Origin of the sequence: Acinetobacter sp. YH01021 (assembly GCF_013420255.1) — a bacterium.
Classification (GTDB): domain Bacteria; phylum Pseudomonadota; class Gammaproteobacteria; order Pseudomonadales; family Moraxellaceae; genus Acinetobacter.
Window position 1 is genome coordinate 1 of record NZ_VOYO01000037.1, and the last position, 15,366, is coordinate 15,366.

Annotated in this window: 12 protein-coding genes and 2 pseudogenes; 8 read left to right on the forward strand and 6 right to left on the reverse strand. The window is 44.6% G+C overall.

Annotated features, from left to right (window positions below):
* Positions 1 to 72: 72 nt before the first annotated feature.
* Positions 73 to 741: pseudogene (locus FTT86_RS14790) on the reverse strand (class I SAM-dependent methyltransferase); the annotation flags it as partial.
* Positions 742 to 864: 123 nt separating this feature from the next.
* Positions 865 to 1,887: a beta-N-acetylhexosaminidase gene (nagZ, locus tag FTT86_RS14795; RefSeq protein WP_180087104.1), complete on the reverse strand. Its 1,023-nt coding sequence runs from the start codon at positions 1,885 to 1,887 to the stop codon at positions 865 to 867.
* Between the two features lie 200 nt (positions 1,888 to 2,087).
* On the opposite strand from nagZ, the gene FTT86_RS14800 reads away from it, so the two are divergent.
* The 7 genes and pseudogenes from FTT86_RS14800 (at position 2,088) to FTT86_RS14830 (ending at position 11,999) form a co-directional block, all read left to right on the forward strand.
* Complete coding sequence (locus tag FTT86_RS14800) at positions 2,088 to 4,274, forward strand: carboxy terminal-processing peptidase (RefSeq protein ID WP_005245962.1); 2,187 nt, start codon at positions 2,088 to 2,090, stop codon at positions 4,272 to 4,274.
* Between the two features lie 435 nt (positions 4,275 to 4,709).
* A pseudogene (locus FTT86_RS14805) lies at positions 4,710 to 6,567 on the forward strand (putative bifunctional diguanylate cyclase/phosphodiesterase).
* Positions 6,568 to 6,711: 144 nt separating this feature from the next.
* Positions 6,712 to 8,304: a peptide chain release factor 3 gene (locus tag FTT86_RS14810; protein WP_004647433.1), complete on the forward strand. Its 1,593-nt coding sequence runs from the start codon at positions 6,712 to 6,714 to the stop codon at positions 8,302 to 8,304.
* Between the two features lie 111 nt (positions 8,305 to 8,415).
* A complete protein-coding gene (locus tag FTT86_RS14815; protein WP_005250706.1) occupies positions 8,416 to 9,240 on the forward strand; it encodes a hypothetical protein in 825 nt (274 codons plus the stop codon).
* 44 nt (positions 9,241 to 9,284) lie between these two features.
* The gene (locus tag FTT86_RS14820) at positions 9,285 to 10,247 is read left to right on the forward strand and encodes an RsiV family protein (protein WP_180181436.1); all 963 of its coding nucleotides are present in this window, start codon (positions 9,285 to 9,287) and stop codon (positions 10,245 to 10,247) included.
* Positions 10,244 to 11,065, forward strand: a complete 822-nt coding sequence (locus FTT86_RS14825; RefSeq protein ID WP_138743099.1) for a TatD family hydrolase — start codon at positions 10,244 to 10,246, stop codon at positions 11,063 to 11,065. Before FTT86_RS14820 ends, FTT86_RS14825 begins: the two co-directional genes overlap by 4 nt.
* Positions 11,066 to 11,192: 127 nt before the next feature.
* Entirely contained in the window at positions 11,193 to 11,999 is an 807-nt protein-coding gene (locus tag FTT86_RS14830) for an enoyl-ACP reductase (protein WP_180181437.1), read from the forward strand.
* Between the two features lie 164 nt (positions 12,000 to 12,163).
* Here FTT86_RS14830 and secB read toward each other — a convergent pair whose 3' ends face one another.
* From secB to rsgA, 4 genes are all read right to left on the reverse strand, one after another.
* A complete protein-coding gene (secB, locus tag FTT86_RS14835) occupies positions 12,164 to 12,622 on the reverse strand; it encodes a protein-export chaperone SecB (protein WP_180181438.1) in 459 nt (152 codons plus the stop codon).
* A gap of 38 nt (positions 12,623 to 12,660) precedes the next feature.
* Positions 12,661 to 12,915 carry a glutaredoxin 3 gene (gene grxC, locus FTT86_RS14840; protein ID WP_004278388.1) on the reverse strand — a complete coding sequence of 85 codons (255 nt, stop codon included), beginning with the start codon at positions 12,913 to 12,915 and terminating at the stop codon, positions 12,661 to 12,663.
* Positions 12,916 to 12,936: 21 nt separating this feature from the next.
* The gene (locus FTT86_RS14845; RefSeq protein WP_004278386.1) at positions 12,937 to 13,344 is read right to left on the reverse strand and encodes a rhodanese-like domain-containing protein; all 408 of its coding nucleotides are present in this window, start codon (positions 13,342 to 13,344) and stop codon (positions 12,937 to 12,939) included.
* A gap of 93 nt (positions 13,345 to 13,437) precedes the next feature.
* Complete coding sequence (rsgA, locus tag FTT86_RS14850; protein WP_005103207.1) at positions 13,438 to 14,496, reverse strand: ribosome small subunit-dependent GTPase A; 1,059 nt, start codon at positions 14,494 to 14,496, stop codon at positions 13,438 to 13,440.
* A gap of 125 nt (positions 14,497 to 14,621) precedes the next feature.
* On the opposite strand from rsgA, the gene orn reads away from it, so the two are divergent.
* Entirely contained in the window at positions 14,622 to 15,179 is a 558-nt protein-coding gene (gene orn, locus FTT86_RS14855; RefSeq protein ID WP_005107901.1) for an oligoribonuclease, read from the forward strand.
* Positions 15,180 to 15,366 lie beyond the last annotated feature (187 nt).

The following is a 15,366-nucleotide window of genomic DNA, read 5'->3' on the forward strand; positions in this document are numbered from 1 at the left end:
CTGCAATTTAGGAGAGTGTTATGCCAATTCGGTGACTTTTTCTATCTTTTAACACCAATTCCAGTTTTTAGTTGAGTTTGAGATTGGTGTCGAGAGTAGGTCGCTGGTTTGTGCAAAGGTCTCTAGTTTATTTTTCACCGGTTCGGGGTAAATATCGCTGAGATAGTGAACTGCCGGGAAATACTGCGCATTTTCTGTAATACCCTGCATCAGAATGCGTAACATCTGCTGATCAAAATAATTAATCAGTCCTTCACTAATGACCACTAAGGGCTGGTTGCGGTCAAACATCTGAAAAATACAGTCCAGTTCTTCACTAAAAATATCGGCAGTCAGGACTTCAGGTGCATGCTGATCAATTTGCTGTAAAGCCTGCGTCTTGATCTCGGCCATATCGGGCAGATCCAGTTCACGATAATTAATCTCGGGAAATTTCTGTCTGAAATTCCAGCTGCGTGGAGATAGTCCGCAGGCAATTTCAAGAACCTGAAGTTGTGGGTGTTGCTCAATTAGTTGACACAGATGCTCATCAATCATCTGATGGCGCTGCTTAAGTGTAGTCCGCATGCTACCGCCGACATGACGTTCTGCCCAGGATTCAAGTGGATGAAGCAGTTTGGCCAGAAACTTGCCTTTGGATGTAGCAAAGGCTGGATGTGAGATTCCCATTTGATACCAGATATAGCCGGTATAGTGCGCCGTAAAAGAAATATGGCGATGTTGCGAAAGTGAGTCTGTCATATTTGTTCTGACCTTATTGTTATTTTTAAGTTGATTAAATAATAGTGTAACCTTTTCATTACTATAATTAAAAAGGAACACCTTGTCGTGTCCCTTTTTCATATTGATTGGATTTAAAAAGTTTTAGCTGGATTGCTGTTTAAATGCCAGTATTTCATTACGGATCTCGCGCCATTCTTCACCCAGATCCAGTTCATCACCAATCTGGATGTTCGGGATGTTGCCGCGCATGCGTTCCAGGCGTTGCTGGTTCGGGAGGGGCAGATTTTCAATTCCTTCCAGTGCTATACATTGTGCCGCACGATCATTGCAGACCAGCCCCATATCACAACCAGCTTTAAGGGCGGCCTGAATTCGGGCATCGGCACCGCCTGCGACACATGCTGCCTGCATGCTTAAATCATCCGAGAACAGGACACCGTCAAAGCCCAGCTCCTGACGTAAAACTTTCTGAATCCAGAATTCCGAGAATCCTGCCGGATTTGGATCAAGCTGGCTATAGATGACATGAGCCGGCATCAATGCATCCAGTTGTGGTTGCAGTTGGATAAATGTTTGCATATCTTTTTGCTGGATTTCTGCATAGGAGCGCGTATCAATTGCTGCAGCAACATGCGAATCCGCTTTGACCGAGCCATGACCGGGGAAATGTTTACCAGTTGAAGCCATACCGGCACGTTTCATACCTTTTAGAAATGCACTGGCGAGTGGAATAATGTCCTGAATATTTTGGGCAAAGCTACGATCACCGATCACATCACTGATGTCATTCAAGTCCAGTACCGGTGCAAAGCTGAAATCAATGCCAACAGCCAGCACTTCAGTCGCCATCAGCCAGCCGCATTTTTCAGCCAGTTCTAGGGCACGTTGTGGATCGCTCGTATAAAGTTCGCCAAATTTTCCCATGGCAGGCAGTAGGGTAAAGCCTTGTCTTAAACGCTGAACACGACCGCCTTCCTGATCGACCGCAATTAAAATATCAGGACGCACCTGACGCATATGATCGGTCAAAGCACGGACTTGGGCCGGAGATTCGATATTGCGACCAAATAAAATCACTCCACCGACTTGCGGCGCACTTAATAGTTCAATATCTTCTTGAGTGAGGGTTGTGCCTGCGATGTCGAGCATCAATGCGCCAATCATATGCGGAATCCGTTTTAGAGTTTTTCGGAGAAAACAATACCTGAATTCTGCAATGATTTGCTACACTTTGTCAGCACAGAATATGATAAAACTACACGACATAAACATATTAAGTTGTTTAAGATGCTGAATACGTTAAATTCTGGTCGAAAAGCAACACGGTCACATTGGTCTCTAGGCCAAGGAAGTACGAATTATTTATGAAATTTCAAACTATAGCTTGCGCAGTTGCGATTGCGACAGGTGGATTCTTTTTTACCCATGTAGTGAATGATGCGATTGCGGCCAATAGTAATGAAGTGGTCAGTAAAGCAATTCAGCCATCTCAAGAGCAGGCGCTGGTGTCACGTCAGCTGGCAACCCTGGTTGACCGTCAGCACTATTTAAATATGCGTCTGGATGCCCAGACTTCGCAGCGTATTTTTGATTTCTATATTGATAGTCTTGATCCGGAGCACAGTCTGTTTCTGGCTCCAGAAGTTGAAAACTATAAGAAACGCTATGGTGCCAATTTTGGTGCCAATCTGAAAGCCGGCAATTTGTCTGGTCCTTATGAAATGCATGCGCAATATCAACAGCGATTGCACCAGTTCTACACCTACATGTTGAATGAGCTGAAAAAACCGCAGAATCTGAATCAGCCAAATGTTTATATCGAAACGGATCGTGAAAAAGCACCTTTCTTTAAAACTGAAGCTGAACAGCGCGCGCACTGGTCAAAAATGCTGGTGTCTCAGCTGATCAATCTGACCATCAGTAAAGAAGAGGAATTGGCCAAGCAGAAAGCTCTGAAAGCCAATCCGGAATTGGCCAATGGACAAGACCTCACGGGTCCTGAAGATCTAACGCCTGCGCAAACCTTAACCAAGCGTTATACCCGTCAGCTGGAACGTCTTAGCCGCGTCAAAAGTGATGATGTGCTCGACAAGACACTGAACGCGATGATGCTGACTTATGATCCGCACAGTAATTACTTCCCGCCTGTGGATGCGATGGAACTGAATCGTCAGACCACTTTACAGCTGGAAGGCGTCGGCGTATCGATTCGTCCAGAACGTGGCAATGAAGATTACACCAAGATTGAAACCATCGTTGAAGGTGGTCCGGCCAGCAAATCTGGTCAGGTGAAATCAGGTGATCGTATCATTGGTGTGGCGCAAGACGGCGAGCAGATGGTTGATGTCATTGGCTGGCCAAGTAATGAAATTGTCGGTCTGATTCGTGGTAAACGTGGCACGAAAGTCACTTTACGCTTACTCGGTGCGGGTGCTGCCATGGGGCAGGCACGTAATGTGACTATTACCCGTGACGTGATTCAGGAAGAAGATGCTGGGGTACGTACACGTGTAGTCGACATTCAACGTGACGGTAAAAAATATCAATATGGTGTGATCGAAATTCCGTCGTTCTATCTGAACTATCGTGCACGCCGTGCCGGTACGGATTATCGCTCGGTATCTGAAGATACCAACAAAGCCTTGAAAGAACTCGCGGCGAAGAATGTTGCCGGGATTATTGTCGATTTGCGGAATAACCCAGGTGGTTCACTGGAAGAAGTGGCACGTATGTTGGGGCAGGTAATCAAGTCTGGTCCAGTGGTACAGATCCGTGATGGCAATGGCAATGTCAGCGTCTTTGAGGATGATGATGGCGGCGCACAAACCTATGCAGGTCCACTGGCAGTGATGGTGAATCTTGCCTCTGCATCGGCCAGTGAAATTTACTCTGCTGCGATTCAGGATTATGAACGCGGGATTGTGATTGGTAGTACCACCACCGGTAAAGGTACAGCACAGGTGCAACTGGATAGTTTGGCGCATGGTCAGGCGACATTGACGCAGCGTAAATTCTACCGTGTGACCGGTGGCAGTACCCAGAATAAAGGGGTCGTTCCGGACATTAAACTGGTCGATATTTATAACGAGGAGTTTGGTGAGCGTAAGGCCAAAAATGCCCTGCAGTGGGATACTATTCCAACGGCACCATTTAAACGCGAAGGTGCAGTACAGAAATACGTTCCTGAATTGGCTAAACTTTCTCAGCAACGGGTCACACTGGATTCTCAGTTCAAGTATTTAGAACAGCGTAAAGCCGTGATGAAGAAAGCTGAAGAAGAGAAACGTCAGGTACTGGACTTGCAACAGCGTAAAGCTGAGTTGATTGCCATGGAGCAAAAAACGCTGGACGCAGAAAACACTCGTCGTGCTGCAACAGGTCTGAAACCTTATCCAAACTGGGAAAGTTATCAGGCTTCACTGGATGCCTTGATTGAAACACGTGCCAAGATGAAGGCCAAAGAACGTCCGGCTCTGCCTGAAGAAGAAGCGTTTGTGATTGAAGCGGCAAATGTGTTACTGGACTATGCTAAATTACAAGCAAAACCCTAAGTTTTAGCCTCATTGGTCGTTGATAAAAATAGCCTGTTTCGACAGGCTATTTTTTTATTTTGCAAATCTGCACGAAAGAACAAATAAAATTTTGCTATGAAGTACCATCTGTCTAAATAAAAAGAAAAAAATTGTGATGGTGATCGAATAAATGAGCTAAAAAAATGAAGTTAAATATTTGCTTAAATTTGAAACACTTCTAATATATAAGTTGTATTTTATTTTTCTGTTGAGTCTTATTTTTGAGGCAATTCTCAACTTCAAAAGAAAGAAATATAAATTCTAAATTTTAGTTAAGACTGATGTTGTTGCAGACCAATTGGCTTGCATAGATGGTCAGTCTTGAGATTTTACTGAGCTCAAATTTGACCGGGTGAAAATGGAAATATCAGTGCAGAGCATAATAAAAATGATCACCGCTGGGGAATATTTTATATGATTGATATTCAGCATGATATTGGTCTGCTCATCGGGTCCGTTCTTTCTGCATTGGTCGCTTGCTCTCTCATCGCACGGATTAAAAAAATTGCTTCAGGCGCTTCACAGCCAAACTTTAAAATCTTCAGTTTAATGCTAACCGCCATACTATTGGGCCTACTCATCTGGTTGATCCATTTTATCGGGCTGACAGCAGGTTTTGTGCTGAATAAATACGAGCTGGATTGGGGGGCGCTGCTTCTATCTGTTCTGGTGATATGTATTGCCGCTATGTTTACCCTCTGGTTAAGTACCAGAAGTACCTGGTCATTTTTCCGGGCAGTTCTCGTAGCAGGTGTGATCGCACTCGGCATCTTTGGCATGCACTCTATTAGCATGATGTCATTCAATTTTACTGCTGCCCATGTGCAACAGTCACCGGAATTAGTTCAGGCACATGATCAGCTATTTCTGGCCATGATACTGATGAGTGGATTGCTGCTGGTGACGCTGATGTGTATCGTCGTATCCGAACTGCGTGTGGGATTACGCAACCGTCAGCTTGCATGGGCCAATCAACAAATTGAAAATCAGACCATTCAGGACAATCTGACCAAATTACCTAACCGTTTGTATCTGGCTGAATATGCAAATCTGCTGTTTTCAGGTCAGTCCGAACAGCAGCATGAAATTGCTTTTTTATATATCGATCTGGATCGTTTTAAGGCAGTCAATGATGTGTTTGGCCATCTGGTCGGCGATCAGTTGCTGATTCAATTGACCACGCGGATTCATCTGTTATTAGGCCATCATTCCAAGCTGCTCAGAATCGGTGGGGATGAATTTCTGCTGGTACTGGAAAATAACTTCAGTCGCCAAAGCTGCAAAAATGTCAGAACAGATTCTTGAACTGATTCAGGAAAGTTTCCTGATTGAAGGCAAGAGTATTCATATCTCGGGCAGTATTGGTATTGCCATGTATCCGGAGCACGGCAAAAATTTACAGGATCTGCTGGTCAATGCTGATGCCGCGATGCTGAGTTCCAAGTATCAGGGACGCAATACCTATTCAGTCTTTAATTATTCTACCGACCAGGATGAAAGCAAAAGCCAAAGCACCCTGATTAATGACCTATATAAAGCCGTGGAAGAGCAGCAGTTTGTGCTGTTTTATCAGCCCAAGTTTCGGACCAAGGATCGTAGCTTGTGTGGGGTAGAGGCATTAATTCGCTGGAACCATCCCCAGTTTGGTTTGCTCGGCCCGAATCTGTTTATCAATGCGGCTGAAAAAACTGGATTGATTATTCAAATGGGCTATGGGGCATTGGAACTGGCTTGTCAGCAGATTCAAAAATGGCAACGGACACATACTGAATTTTTCCCTATCGCGGTCAATTTGTCTGCGGTACAATTTGAACATAAGCATCTGTTTAGTACTTTAGAAAAGTTATTTGCACAATATAAAATCAGTCCTCAGCATTTAATGATCGAGATTACTGAATCGACTGCCATGCATCATATTGATGTGAGTATGCGCAGCTTTAAGCGCTTAAGACAAATGGGCATCCGTCTAGCCATTGATGATTTTGGTACAGGGCATTCCAGTTTTCTCTATTTAAAGAATTTCGCCGTAGATGAGTTAAAAATTGACCGGGAATTTATCAAAAATCTGGCAGTCGGCTCCAAAGAAGAAATGATTCTGGAAAGCATTATTCAGCTGGCCATAAAACTGGGCTTGGTGGTGACCGCCGAAGGTGTTGAAACAGAAGCGCAAGCAGAAATTTTAACCCGGCTCGGTTGTGAACAGTTACAAGGCTTTTTGCTGGGCTTGCCGGGAGATGAACAACGACTAGAAAACTTACAATTCCATGAATAGCGCTCTAATTCATTGAGCGTCAGGATAGATAGACAACATGGCTCACGGAACTCCACCCTGAAACTCTGCTACAATATCGCCAATTTTTTTCATATTGATCGAATTTGATCTCGAATGCTGTGCATTGAGCAGTAGGTGTATTTCATGAGCTTTAAGCAAGAACTGGCGGCACAAGTCGCCCAGCGACGTACGTTCGCTATTATTTCCCACCCCGATGCCGGTAAAACCACCATGACAGAAAAATTGCTGTTATGGGGTCAGGCTATTCAGGTGGCCGGGATGGTAAAAAGCCGTAAATCTGACCGGGCCGCAACATCTGACTGGATGGAAATGGAAAAAGAGCGTGGTATCTCGATTACCACCTCGGTGATGCAATTTCCTTTTAAAGACAAGATGATCAATCTTCTGGACACCCCGGGACATGAAGACTTCTCGGAAGATACCTACCGTACCCTAACCGCGGTAGACTCGGCGCTGATGGTGATTGATGGTGCAAAAGGTGTCGAAGACCGAACCATTAAATTGATGGAAGTGTGTCGTATGCGCGATACCCCGATCATCTCATTCGTCAACAAAATGGACCGTGAAATCCGTGAACCGCTTGAGCTTCTGGATGAAATCGAAAACGTTCTGAAAATTAAATGTGTTCCGATCACCTGGCCGCTCGGTACTGGCCGTGATTTTGCCGGTGTATTCAATTTAATCGAAGAAAAATTCTACGTGTATAAAGCCGGTTTCGGTTCAGTCATTACCGAGATCGAAGTGCGAGATGGTTATGACTATCCTGATCTTCGTGAGAAAGTGGGTGAACTGGCTTGGGCGGCATTTGAAGAATCGCTTGAACTGGTACAAATGGCCAATGAGCCTTTAGACCGCGAAGAATTTCTGGCGGGTCGTCAAACGCCTGTGTTGTTCGGTACAGCCTTGGGTAATTTTGGTGTCGACCATGTTCTGGATGCTTTCAGTCAATATGCGCCATCTCCTAAAGCCCATCCGACCCAAGATCGTGTTGTGGAAGCGGATGAAGAAGGCTTTACCGGTTTCGTCTTCAAGATTCAGGCCAATATGGATCCGAAGCACCGTGACCGTATTGCTTTCATGCGGATCTGTTCAGGCAAGTATGAAAAAGGCTTGAAGATGAAGCATGTGCGTCTGGATAAAGATGTGCGCATCAGCGATGCCTTAACTTTCCTGGCCGGTGATCGTCAGCATCTGGAAGAAGCTTGGCCGGGTGATATTATTGGTCTGCATAACCATGGCACCATCCAGATTGGCGATACATTTACCTCGGGTGAGAAACTTCAGTTCACCGGTATTCCACACTTTGCGCCTGAAATGTTCCGTCGTGTCCGCTTGAAGGATCCATTAAAATCCAAGCAGCTGCAAAAAGGTCTGAAAGAGCTTTCAGAAGAAGGGGCAACCCAGGTATTCATGCCGCAGAATAACAACGATCTGATCGTTGGTGCTGTAGGTGTGCTACAATTTGAAGTGGTGGCTTACCGTCTGAAAGAAGAATACAAAGTTGATTGTGTTTACGAACCGGTCAGCATCAACACAGTACGTTGGGTGTCTTGCGATGATGAGAAGAAATTCAACGAATTCAAGAAAAAAGCTCATGACCAGTTGTCTGTCGATGGTGGTGGTCATTTGACATATCTCGCACCAAGCCGCGTGAATTTGCAGCTGATGCAAGAACGTTATCCGGACATCGTGTTCCACAATACGCGTGAACACTAAACTTTAACGTTCCGCAGCTAAAGTTTAAAAATATCAAACAGCTTCTCCGGAAGCTGTTTTATTTTATGCTACATTTAAGCAATTAATAACTCGATAGATATAGCAAAGAGAATGAAGCTCAGCAAGGAAGTCGTCCTCGGTTCTGTGATTGGTTTAAGTCTTGTCCTGAGTGGCTGTGATCAAAGCGAAAAAGAGCCTGTTAATACTCCGCAAAATGAGAAAATGACCGCAGCTCAGCAGACCGCAGATGTTTTGCCTTATCTGAATATTCAAGAGCAGCCGGCCAAGATTGCCTTGCCATTTTGTGAAAATAAAAACTGTATCAATCTGGATATTCAGACCTTGCATACAGTTGATCCATGGATGAACCAATGGATTGAAAAGCAGCAGGCCAAAGTGATTCAGGATCAAATCGGCTTGAAACAGGACATGAATTTACAGCAGGCGATCAATGCCTATGTAAAAAAATCGGATGCGTGGCAGGCGCAGCTCAATCTGAACAAGGCTTATGAGTTATCGCTATATACCCGTATTCCTTACCAACGCAATCAATATGTATTGATGCAGATTGGGGTCGATACCAAACAGGAAAATGTCAGCGTGCATGAGCGCTATTATTTTTTTGTGGCTGATCGTCGCCAGCAGAAAATGCTAACCCCACTGGATATTGTCGATCCTAAGCAACAGTTAGTAATGGATCAGATTATTCAGCAAGCCTATGATACATGGCTCAAAGAAAACGATCAGCAAGTTCAGCAGAAAGCGCCGAAAAAACTGTATTGGGGACAGGCTGACTGGTTCTTTGATCAGGAAGGCATTGGGCTGCATTTTCGCAGCCATGAAATTAGCAAAGATGCCAAACAACTGGATATTTATTTAACAAAACAACAAACACAACAGGTCTTGAAAGCTGATATCTATCAGCATATGTTTTAAAGCTCATGATCCTGCAAGCGTACAGGTTCCAAAAAGGTGAATGAATGCCAAAATACAAGAATATCTTTTGTCTATCCATCCTGGCATCAGCGATCTTGCTGAGTGCCTGTCAGCCGAAGAGTAATGAGCCGGAAGAATCAAGTGCTTCCGAGGTGCTACAAGCCGAAGCTGAAGCACTTAAACTCAGCGGCGATACCGAAAAGCTCAAGCTGGCGATTCCAGAATGTGAAGACAAAAGCTGTCCGGAAATTTCGATCGAACGTCTGAACAGTAATCAGAGCTTTATTGATGAATGGATCGACCAGCAGATTCTGCAACAGTTGAAAAATATCCTGTCTCTTGATGCGATTGAACCGGCAAAAGTGAGCGCTGCCAGCGAAGCAGACGTTGCCGCCTCTGAACCCAAAGCTGCTTTAGCAACAGTGGTGACACCAAAACAGCAGCTTGAGCAGCAAACTCAACCTTATATGCAAACTTTCTTGAATCTGGATAAAGAGCTCAAGGCCCTGAGTGCCAGTCATAGTATTAGCCTGATGATTAAGCCCAAGATTTTGAATTCAGGAGATCCTTTGGCGACCGTGGTTCTGAACAGCAGTTATTATCTGGGAGGAGCACACGGCGCATCTGCACAGACTTATTATAATTTTGATCTGGAGCAGAAAAAACTGGTCAAGCTGGATGACATTATTGCGGCCAAACAGAAAGCCCAACTGGAAGCGCGTGCTTATGATGCGTTTAAAAACTGGGTGGTAGAATCCAATCTGGCCAAAGATGTGGCGGAATATGAGCAGGCCTGGAAGTTCAAACTCACCGATAATTTCTATCTGGCTCAACAAGGTCTGGTCTTGCAATATGCCGAATATGAAATTGGGCCATATGTGGTTGGCTTGCCACGTTTAATGATTCCTTATGAGCAGCTACAAGGTGTACTGAAACCTGAATATCTGCCTAAAACTGAAAAAGCTGCCTCTGAGGCACAGCCAGCATCTGCTGCAAAAGCCAAATGACCTTAAAACTGTTTGATACGCATACCCATTTTGATGTTCCCGATTTTGATCCTGATCGGGAACAGTTGGCGTATGCGGCCAAAGCGGCAGGTGTCGAGCATCTGGTTCTAATTGGTTTTTTACAAAACCGTTTTGCTGATCTGTTAGGAACTCACGACTTTATCAATGACCTGGAAAATGCACCGCAAAGTCATTTAGCACCGGGCTTGCATCCATTTTATATTGAACAGCATCAGACTGATCATTTACAGGAGCTGGAACAGCTGCTTAAAAATGAGCACTGTATTGCCATTGGTGAAATCGGACTGGATACCTTTTTTAAACAGCACAAACAGGCTGAAATTTTCCAGAAACAAAAAGATTTTTTTGCTGCACAGCTTGAACTGGCACAGCAATTCGATAAGCCGGTTTTGCTGCATATCCGTAAATCCCATGCGGAGGTTTTGCAGATTTTAAAACAGCAGCAGTTTAAACAGGGCGGCATTGCGCATGCCTTTGGTGGTGGGGTTGAGGAAGCCAAAGCCTTTATCAAACTGGGATTCAAACTGGGCATCACCGGGCAAATCACCAATCCAAATGCCAAAAAACTGCATCAAGTGGTGCAGTATGTCGGACCGGAACATCTGGTAGTAGAAACTGACTGTCCGGATATGACACCACTCTGTTGTCAAAGCTCGACCGAGCAACGTACCCGAAATACACCTGCAAATTTACCTTATGTGCTGCAAGGACTGGCAAAGAGCCTGCATATGCACAAAGAGGAACTGGCTGAACAGCTCTGGCAAAATACTCATCAGGCCCTGCATCTGGCCATTTAAGTTAACGCTCTTAACTCGGTCTTAAATTCCCAGTTCATCATAAATAGAAAAAAAGGTGCATTATGCAATTTCTAAAATGCTCCAGACTTGGCATCATGCCATATACATTTTTTTAGGTGAGATTCACATGGCACAAGGACTTTTGGCGGGTAAGCGCTTCTTGATCGCGGGCATTGCGAGTAAATTATCGATTGCTTTTGGTATTGCTCAAGCATTGCATCGTGAAGGTGCTGAATTGGCTTTTACTTATCCAAATGAAAAGCTGAAAAAGCGGGTAGATGACTTTGCTGAACAGTTTGGTTCGAAACTGGTTTTTCCTTGTGATGTGGCAGTAGATGCTGAAATTGACTATGCATTTGCTGAACTGGCCAAACACTGGGATGGTCTGGACGGCGTAGTGCATTCTATCGGTTTTGCACCGGCACATACGCTGGATGGTGACTTCACCGAAATCACGGATCGTGAAGGTTTTAATATTGCGCATGACATCAGTGCCTATAGCTTTATCGCAATGGCACGCGCGGCAAAACCTTTGCTACAAGTCCGTCAAGGTTGTTTGCTAACATTAACCTACCAAGGTTCTGAGCGTGTAATGCCAAACTATAACGTGATGGGTATGGCCAAAGCCTCTTTAGAAGCTGGCGTACGTTATTTGGCGTCTAGCTTGGGTCAGGAAGGTATTCGCGTGAATGCGATCTCTGCGGGTCCAATCCGTACTTTGGCAGCTTCCGGTATTAAATCATTCCGTAAAATGCTTGACCTGAATGAGAAAGTTGCACCATTAAAACGTAATGTGACAATTGAAGATGTCGGTAATGCCGCATTATTCCTGTGCTCGCCATGGGCTAACGGAATCACTGGTGAAATCCTGTATGTTGATGCCGGCTTTAACACTGTTGGGATGAGCGCTGATTTGATGGCGGATGCAGAGTAAAACCCTACTTTTCACCTTCTTCCTTTGGGAGAAGGCCGGGATGAGGGGATTTTTATTTACCTCTCCCCCTTGCGAAACAGCGTTTCTCATCTTCTGTGAGGAGAGGGAAGTTACCAATAAAAAAGACCGCATAAGCGGTCTTTTTTAGATTTGAAGGATAGCGATTAAGCTTGACCATCCACAGCAGCGGCTTGCGCACGTTGCATATTGGCTTCAAATTCAGCATCGAAGTTGATTGGTGTAAGTAGCAACTGTGGGAAGCTGCCTTTAGTCACCATATCATTCACTGCTTCACGTAGGAACGGGAACAGGATGTTCGGACAGTATGCACCCAGGATATATGGAAGACGCTCTTCTTCAACGCCATCCACCAAGAAAATACCAGCTTGAGTCACATCAACGATAAACGCGGTATCACCTTCGTTGGTTGCTTGAACTACGACTTTCAAAGCTACTTCAAAATGAGTTTCATCAATTTTTTCTGCAGAAGAAGAAAGATTGATGTTTAACTCAGGTTGCCATTGCTTGGTAAAAACTTGCGCCCCAGGAACTTCAAAAGAAATATCTTTGGTGTAAATACGCTCTAATGCCAATTGTGCTTGAGCTTGTTGTTCTTCACTCATTTTTTGATCCTTAATATGAAGTGATAATTTTAGTAAGGTTAAGCCAGCAATTCATCAAGTTTGCCTTCACGCTCTAAAGCATAAAGTTGGTCAAAACCACCGATGAACTGATCATTAATAAAAATTTGTGGCACGGTACGGTGATTGGTACGCTGCATCAATTCAAGACGTACTTCAGGCGCTTCTTGAGACAAGTTAATCTCTTTATATGCCACACCCTTACGTTCCAGTAGCTGTTTTGCACGCACGCAATAAGGACACACTGTCGTCGAGTAAATAGTAACTTCAGCCATGATCAATCTCCTGTTCGTGGATTATTTGCTTTTCACCAAAGGTAAACCTTGAGCTTTCCAGTTGCTGACGCCGCCATCAAGACGGTAGGCATCGGCATGACCAACCTGCTGTAATGCAGTACCAGCCACCTGTCCAAGGTTACAAATGAACACCAAAGGGCGATCAGATGCTTTCAGCTCTTCAACATGTTTTGTAATCTGGCTATATGGAATATTACGGCTGCCGCTGATATGACCTTCACGGAAGTCTTTGGCATCACGTAAATCAATCAGCATGGCATTTTTTGCTTTGACTAAAATTCCCAGCGATTGCGGAGAAATTTTGCGACCGTTACGTTGACCTTCGATAATGAAGAACAAAACCACTAATACCGCGAGTGTTCCAAATAAGAAGGGGTGATTCCCCATAAACTCGAACCAACGTTCCACAATTCACCTAATTACAATTTTAAAATTGCCAAGAGTATAGCTCATAAATATGGTGATCAAAATCACCGCTTCAAGGGCCAAGGGTTAAGAAAATTAATTTTTTTGCTGTGCTTCAGTGATTTCGTCGATTAAACGTAAATAGCTGTCCAGTCGGCGCGGTAAAATTTCACCTGCGGCAGCAGCCTGACGCAAAGCACATTGTTTTTCATGCTTATGGGTACAGTTACGGAACTGACAATGGCCGAGCAGGTTTTCAATTTCAGGAAAGCCGCTTTGTACCTTATCTAAAGTCAGATGCCACAGGCCAAATTCACGAATTCCTGGAGAGTCAATCAGGGCGGCACCTTCACCAAAACCGATCAAGCGCGTTGATGTCGTAGTGTGCTGACCAAGTGCCGAGTTTTCCGAAATAATATTGGTTTTCTGTGCGGCATCCGGCACGATCGCATTAATCAGCGTGCTTTTACCCACACCAGATTGACCGACGAAAGCCACCGTTTCATTTTCCAGACGATTAGACAGTGCAGTCAGGTCGCCATCGGATTGGGTCTGCATCACTTCATAACCGAGATCTTGATATTCTTGCAGCAGAGTCAGAATCGGATCGTTTTCTTTTAACAAATCGGCTTTATTCATCACCAGCAATGCAGGAATATCGGCATCGGCACAGGCCACCAGATAACGGTCGATCAGGCCCGGCGCTGGCTCAGGCAATGGTGCAAACACGATCACAATCAGTGAAATGTTGGCCGCTACCGGTTTAACCTTGTGATAGCGGTCGGGGCGTGTCAATAAGGATTTTCGGGGATGAATCGCGGTGATAATTCCTAAACCGGTATTCGGATCGGCTTGCCATTTGACCCGGTCACCCGTGACCAATAAATCCAGATTGGTTCGAGTATGACAGCGCCAGACGCTGTCCAGTTCAATCTCTTTCCAGAAAGGTTCAGGCTCACCATCGGCGACCACAGGTTTTTCAGGGTGAATGTCAGGGCGAGACAAAGCTTGCACTTCAAGTTGGCGGCCATAATGTTGCACCACTAAACCTTCAAGATCACTGGAGGTATCGAGATCTTCTTGACGTGTTTTCTGTTGTTTCTGAATGCGGCGCTGTTGTTGCTCTGTCAGACGACGCTTACGTATTAAGGCCATTCATATCCTAAAAAAACCGGGTAAATCAGATGGCAAAAATAGCATGAAGCAGCCCCCGAATGACACCCAAGATGTAATTAATTTGCTACTATAGTTGTTTTTAAACCCAATAAGATTGCACATTTATGAGCAGCACCGCTGATACCCGCCTGATTTGGATTGACCTTGAAATGACAGGTCTAGACACAGACAATGATCAAATTATTGAAATTGCAACAATTGTAACCGATGACAATTTGAATATTTTGGCAGAAGGTCCTGTGCTTGCGGTACATCAGCCTGCACGTCTGTTAAATGCCATGGATGAGTGGAACACTCGCCAGCATGGCCAGTCTGGTCTGATTGAACGTGTACGTCGCAGTAAACTGACCGCTCAGGATGCCGAACAGCAAACTATTGAATTCCTGAAAAAATGGGTCAATCCAAAATCTTCACCGATGTGTGGTAACTCGATCTGTCAGGATCGCCGTTTCTTGCACCGCCTGATGCCTGAACTGGAGCAGTATTTCCATTACCGTAATCTGGATGTATCTTCAGTGAAAGAACTGGCCAAACGCTGGCGCCCGGAAATCATGAGCGGTCTCAAGAAAAATGCCTCGCATCTGGCGATGGATGACATTCGTGATTCGATTGCGGAATTGAAATACTATCGTGAATATTTTTTCATCATGAATAAAGATTAATTCCGATAGATGAAAAAGAGGCGAAAGCCTCTTTTTTTATTTTACTGAACTGGATTTTTTCTAGGGCGTGTCCTCATTTGAAAAATTGGTTTTAAATACTTAAAATCCTCCTTTGAGTTATTTTGATTTCTATATTTTTTCAATGGCACGTACTCTTCTCACCGATGATATCTGGCAGCAAATTCAA